Consider the following 5630-nt stretch of genomic DNA (forward strand, 5'->3'; position numbering starts at 1 on the left):
GGCGGGGCTTCCCCGTCGTCGTGACCGTCGTGGACGGGGAAGCCCTCCAGTCGTGCGCGTTCGGAACGCCCCTATGGACGTCAGGCGTCGTCGAGGTCGACGGTGGGCAGGGGCTTGACCGCCGGACCGTTGAGCACGCTGCCGTCGGTGTCGTACCGGGAGCCGTGGCAGGGGCAGTCCCAGCTGGTCTCCGCCGCGTTCCAGGCCAGTCGGCAGCCCAGGTGGGTGCAGTTCAGGCTGACGGCGTGGAGCCCGCCCCGCTCGTCGCGGTACGCGCCGACGGAGTCGCCGTCGACCTCGACGACGCCGCCCTGGCCCCGGTCCAGGTGGCGGGCGTGGTGGGGGTACAGCCGGCCCAGGTGTCCGCCGACCATGTCCGCGCCGACCTTGAGGTTGTCCTTGATCAGCCGCCCCACGGCCTTGGCGTCACCGACGCGGGTCGCGTCGAACATCGCCAGCCAGGGGTTGTCGCGGCCCTGGAGGAGGTCGCTCAGGATGACGGCGGCGGCGGTGCCGTTGCTCAGGCCCCACTTGTTGAACCCCGTCGCCACCAGGATCCGGTCGTTCATCGACGAACGACCGATGTAGGGCACCTGGTCGGCCGTGGTGTAGTCCTGACCCGACCAGCGGTACTCCACCGCGTCCACGTCGAAGGTGGACCTGGTCCACTGTTCCAGGTCGTCCCACAACGCCTGGGTGTCCTGCCCGGTGCCGGTCTCGTGACCGCCGCCCACCACGATCAGCCCGTTGGGGCCGCGGTCCGGCCACGGCCGCGTGGACCTGCTGGGCGAGTCGATGGAGATCGCCATCTCCTGGGGTGCCGGACCGTGGAGCCGGGCCGCCAGCCCGAAGGACCGGAAGGGGCGCGTCCTGGCGAAGTACCCCCCGATCATGTTGATCGGCAGCAGCGTCGCCACCACCACGGAGCTGGCGCGGACCGTCGCGTCGTCGGTGCGCACCCGCACGGTGCCGTCCCGCTCCTCCTCCACCTCCAGCACGCGGGTGTGCTCGAACACCTGCCCGCCGGCCGCCGACAGCGCCTCGGCCAGACCGGCGACGTAGCGGCCCGAGTGGAAGTGCAGCTGCTGGTCGAACCGTACCGCCGCCTCGATCCCGAAGGGCAGGTCGGTCGTCTCCACCAGCGACGCCGGAAGGCGCAGGCGCTGGGCCGCGGCCGCCTCCTCCTCCAGGGTCCGGCGCTGCGCGGGGTCGCGGGTGTAGGCCACGGCGGGTGCGCGGGTGAGGTCGCAGTCGATGCCGTACTCACCGGCGAGTTCGGCGACCAGTTCCACCCCGGCCTGGTTGGCGTCGGCGTACACGCGGGCCAGGTCCTGGCCGTACCGGTCGATCAGCCCCGCGTAGACCAGCCCGTGCTGGGAGGTGACCTTGCCGGTGGTGTGCCCCGTCGTGCCCTGGCCCAGGCGCCCCGCCTCCAGCACCGCGACGCTGCCCGCACCGGCCCGCCGCGCCAGCAGCGCGGTGGTCAGCCCGACGATGCCGCCTCCCACCACCGCGACGTCGACCTCCACGTCCTGGCTCAGACGGGGAAACTCCGGTCGGTTCTCCACGACCGTCCACACGCTCCTGTGCTGCATCCTCTGCCCCTCCCGATCAGGTCCAGACGCCGTCGGCCCCCGTGCGACGGACAGCGCCTACACCAGCTACCCAGCGTTCCCGGTCGCTACCGCCGGAGCCTCTGGTCGGGGCATGGACCCGCGCCGCTTCCAGAGCCGGGGGAGGGGTGCGTGGCGAACACGGGCTGGGCGAAAGAAGAGTGGTGGTGTGCGGTGGTTCCCCGGCAGAGGGGGATAGCGGTCTGTAGGTTGGGTCTTCTGGAGCTACAGCGTTTTGGTGGTTGGTGAGCTTTTGGTTCTCTTGGGGCCTGTGGTGCGTGTGTCTGTTTCTGAAGAAGTTGGAAATTCGGCTGCTTGCCGCTGGTAAGTTCGCAGGTCATTGCCTGTGCTCCCCGCGCACGCGGGGATGGTCCCGTGGGGCAGCGGCGCCACGTGGTGCCACGCGGGTGCTCCCCGCGCACGCGGGGATGGTCCCGCGGCCTCCTCGCGACCTCCTCCCGCGTCAACGTGCTCCCCGCGCACGCGGGGATGGTCCCGTGAGGCGCCAGTGGGCCCTGGCGACGCGCCTGTGCTCCCCGCGCACGCGGGGATGGTCCCCGCCACCGGATCGCCTACAAGCCGCCCGCCCCGTGCTCCCCGCGCACGCGGGGATGGTCCCAGGGAGATGTCGGCGACCAGGTCGGCCACGCCGTGCTCCCCGCGCACGCGGGGATGGTCCCTCCTAGTGCCACGGAGTGTGGGCCAAGAACACGTGCTCCCCGCGCACGCGGGGATGGTCCCGGCTGCCGGTCGTAGCTTTCGTTCGGTGCGAAGTGCTCCCCGCGCACGCGGGGATGGTCCCCGGCTCGGCCGGGGTCGGGTCGGCGGCCGGGGGTGCTCCCCGCGCACGCGGGGATGGTCCCGCCCCTGCGGGGGCGGTTGGAGCGGGCGAGGTGTGCTCCCCGCGCACGCGGGGATGGTCCCGACCCGGTCCGGCTGCGGCCCCAGTGGCTGCTGTGCTCCCCGCGCACGCGGGGATGGTCCCACCGCGCGGTGGAACTGCTGCCCCTGGACGTGGTGCTCCCCGCGCACGCGGGGATGGTCCCAGGGCTTGGTCGGTGAGGTGGCTCGGGGTCCAGTGCTCCCCGCGCACGCGGGGATGGTCCCCGTGCGGCCCGAACCGGCGGCGTCACAGGTGCGTGCTCCCCGCGCACGCGGGGATGGTCCCGTGTGGTCGCACGCCCTCACGGATCAGCTGATGTGCTCCCCGCGCACGCGGGGATGGTCCCCGAGGCCCTTCCGGACCTGCTGGTGCCCGGCGGTGCTCCCCGCGCACGCGGGGATGGTCCCGGGGGGCAAGTCTTTCGTCACCCCGGGCCCCAGGTGCTCCCCGCGCACGCGGGGATGGTCCCTCTCCCTGGCCGCCCAGGAGGCTCACGAGGTGGTGCTCCCCGCGCACGCGGGGATGGTCCCGGAGGTCCCCGCGAGGATCACGTCACCCTCCGGTGCTCCCCGCGCACGCGGGGATGGTCCCTCGGGAGAGAAGGCGGACGGTAGACGACCCGGGTGCTCCCCGCGCACGCGGGGATGGTCCCGGTCCCAACGCGGGCCGCCGGTGGCAGTTCGTGTGCTCCCCGCGCACGCGGGGATGGTCCCGAAAGATAGTTGCTGACCTGCATGTGTGATGTGTGCTCCCCGCGCACGCGGGGATGGTCCCGGATGGCACCCCCACACCGCGTGGACCCGCCACGTGCTCCCCGAGCACGCGGGGATGGTCCCCCCGACCAGACGCCGGAGCCGGAGAAGCCGAAGTGCTCCCCGCGCACGCGGGGATGGTCCCGAAAAGGCGCAGGTCGTGATCCCGCTCCCGGAGTGCTCCCCGCGCACGCGGGGATGGTCCCCCCGACATGGGCGTCACCGAGGAGGGCTGCGAGTGCTCCCCGCGCACGCGGGGATGGTCCCCAGGGGCTCGCGAACAAGAGCCACTCAGCGTGGTGCTCCCCGCGCACGCGGGGATGGGGCCCGATCCCCACTGACTTCCGCGTTCGTCGTCCCCGGAAAACCGCTCGACGGCTTCGGGGCGACCTGACACAGTGGCGCACCATGACGGGTTCCGAACTTGTGACCGCCGCGGACGTGCGGCTCATGCAGGGGCTGGCGCAGCGCGTCACCGCGATCCGCCCCGACCTGGTGAACAGCGACGCCTCGTTCGGCGAGCTGGCCTGGAACTGGGGCCGGGGGCACGCCAGCGACGGCGCGACCTGGCCGCGTCGGCTGTGGTTCTCCGGCGGGGAACTGGTCGCGTGGGGCTGGCTCCGCCTTCCGCGCCGGGTGAGGCTGAGCGACGGCTCGGTCAGGGACGTCACCGGCGCCTACCTGATGCACCAGGTCCACCCCGACCACGCCGGGCTGGTCGACGAGGTGATCGCCTGGTACGACGCCACGGCGGCGGGCCTCGAACGCACGGTGCTGCCCAGCGCCGCCGACGGGTTCGCCCTGGAACGGTGGGCGGCGCACGGCTACGGGACCGACCCCGAATCGCTCGGCGACGACGGGACCTGGACCCAGCTCAACGAGCGCGACCTCACCGACGTGGAACAGCCGGTGCTGCCGACCGGGTTCCGGTTCCGCACCGCCGACGAGGCCGGGCCGGAAGCCGCGGTCCGGGCACATCTGGACGCCTGGGCACCCTCGGCGTACACGGCCGAGGCCTACCGGGGCGTCCGGCGGACGGCGGGTTACCGCGGCGACCTGCACGTCCTGGTGGAGGCGCCGGACGGGACGATGGCGTCCTCGACGATCATGTGGCTCGACGAGGCCAACGGAACCGTCGAGTTCGAGCCGGTCGGCACCCATCCGGACTACCGGCGCCGGGGGCTGGGCAGGGCGATGCTGCTGCACGGAATGCGCCTGGCGAGGGCGGCCGGGGCCACGCACGCGACGGTCGCCTGCCTGGGCGCGCCGGGACACCCCGAGGCGCGCGGGCTGTACTACGGCGTCGGGTTCCGGATGCTCGTGCGGGACGCGCCGCTCGTCAAGCCGGCGACCGCGGAGTGAGATCCATGTGACTCCTGATGCGTGAGGTGCGCGTGTGGTCTCCGGCGACCTCGGGTAGGGGCGGGCCAGTCACCCGACAGGGAGGAGAACCGGACATGAGCGTTCCGGAGGAGTCCAGGCCCAAGACCACGGACACCGACCAGGTCGTCGACGCCGACCACAGCGACGACGCCCGCGAGCCGGACACCCGAGGAGAACTGGAGGCCGAGCTCCAGGACAGGATGGAGGAGCAGGACCTCAGCCGCGAGGACTTCGGCACGGAGTGAACCGGCCGCGGTCCCGGGGCCGCACCGACCGACGGCGGCTCCGGGACCGGCCTGTCCGCGCGGCAGACGGATAGGCTCCCCGCATGAGCGACCCCTCCGCGCACGCCGCTCCCGGGCCTCGGGACCCCCTCACCCGTCTCCGCCTCCGTGCCAACCGGAGCGAACGCAGCAGGAAGGTCTTCTACGGTCTCCACCAGGGCCTTTCCCTCGGCTGCGTCATGGGCTTCGCCCAGTTCCTGCTGCTCGGGTCCGACCCGTGGACCTCGCTCCTGTACGGCATCGTCGCCGGAGTGGTCTTCAGCTCGTTCATGGCCCTGTTCACCACTCCGCCGCGTCCGCGGGTGTCCCAGGACCCGGCGGTGCAGGCCGCCGTCTCCCCGGAAACCCTGTGTGCCGCCACGGACCGGCTGATCCTCGGCCGACCCGGCGCCGACCCCGAAACCAACCGTGTGGCCGCCCTCCAGGCCGAGCAGGTGCTCGACGCCCCCTCCGTGAGGATCCCGGTGGCGGTGGCGGCCCTCGTCGCGGCCGCCTGCGCCCTGGGCGCCCTCGCACTGCCCTCCGATGAGGCACTGGACTTTCCGCGCGCCCTGCTGGGGACGGTCACCCTCGCCTGTGTCCTGACCCCGTGCCTCATGCTCCCGGTGTGGCTCCTGCGCAGGCGGCGCAGCAGGGAGCTCCTGGCACTCCACACCCCGTCCGACCGGGACCGCTCCGACTCCGGCCGCGACTGAACCGAGGCCCCGCCCGGCCC

Annotated in this window: 4 protein-coding genes and 1 CRISPR repeat array; of the genes, 3 read left to right on the top strand and 1 reads right to left on the bottom strand. The window is 73.0% G+C overall.

Features of this window, described 5'->3' with window-relative positions:
- Positions 1-80: 80 nt before the first annotated feature.
- Entirely contained in the window at positions 81-1595 is a 1515-nt protein-coding gene (locus tag DQW06_RS10235; protein WP_013152392.1) for an FAD-dependent oxidoreductase, read from the bottom strand.
- A gap of 364 nt (positions 1596-1959) precedes the next feature.
- Positions 1960-3576: direct repeats of the CRISPR family, unit length 29 nt; unit sequence GTGCTCCCCGCGCACGCGGGGATGGTCCC.
- A gap of 80 nt (positions 3577-3656) precedes the next feature.
- On the opposite strand from DQW06_RS10235, the gene DQW06_RS10240 reads away from it, so the two are divergent.
- The 3 genes from DQW06_RS10240 (at position 3657) to DQW06_RS10245 (ending at position 5610) form a co-directional block, all read left to right on the top strand.
- On the top strand, positions 3657-4610 hold the full coding sequence (locus DQW06_RS10240; protein WP_117198354.1) for a GNAT family N-acetyltransferase: 954 nt from the start codon (positions 3657-3659) through the stop codon (positions 4608-4610).
- 95 nt (positions 4611-4705) lie between these two features.
- Positions 4706-4876, top strand: a complete 171-nt coding sequence (locus DQW06_RS29210) for a hypothetical protein (protein ID WP_013152394.1) — start codon at positions 4706-4708, stop codon at positions 4874-4876.
- Positions 4877-4959: 83 nt separating this feature from the next.
- Entirely contained in the window at positions 4960-5610 is a 651-nt protein-coding gene (locus tag DQW06_RS10245) for a hypothetical protein (protein WP_117198355.1), read from the top strand.
- The last annotated feature ends 20 nt before the right edge of the window (positions 5611-5630 follow it).

Origin of the sequence: Nocardiopsis sp. TNDT3 (assembly GCF_003427465.1) — a bacterium.
In the GTDB taxonomy this organism is placed as follows: domain Bacteria; phylum Actinomycetota; class Actinomycetes; order Streptosporangiales; family Streptosporangiaceae; genus Nocardiopsis; species Nocardiopsis dassonvillei.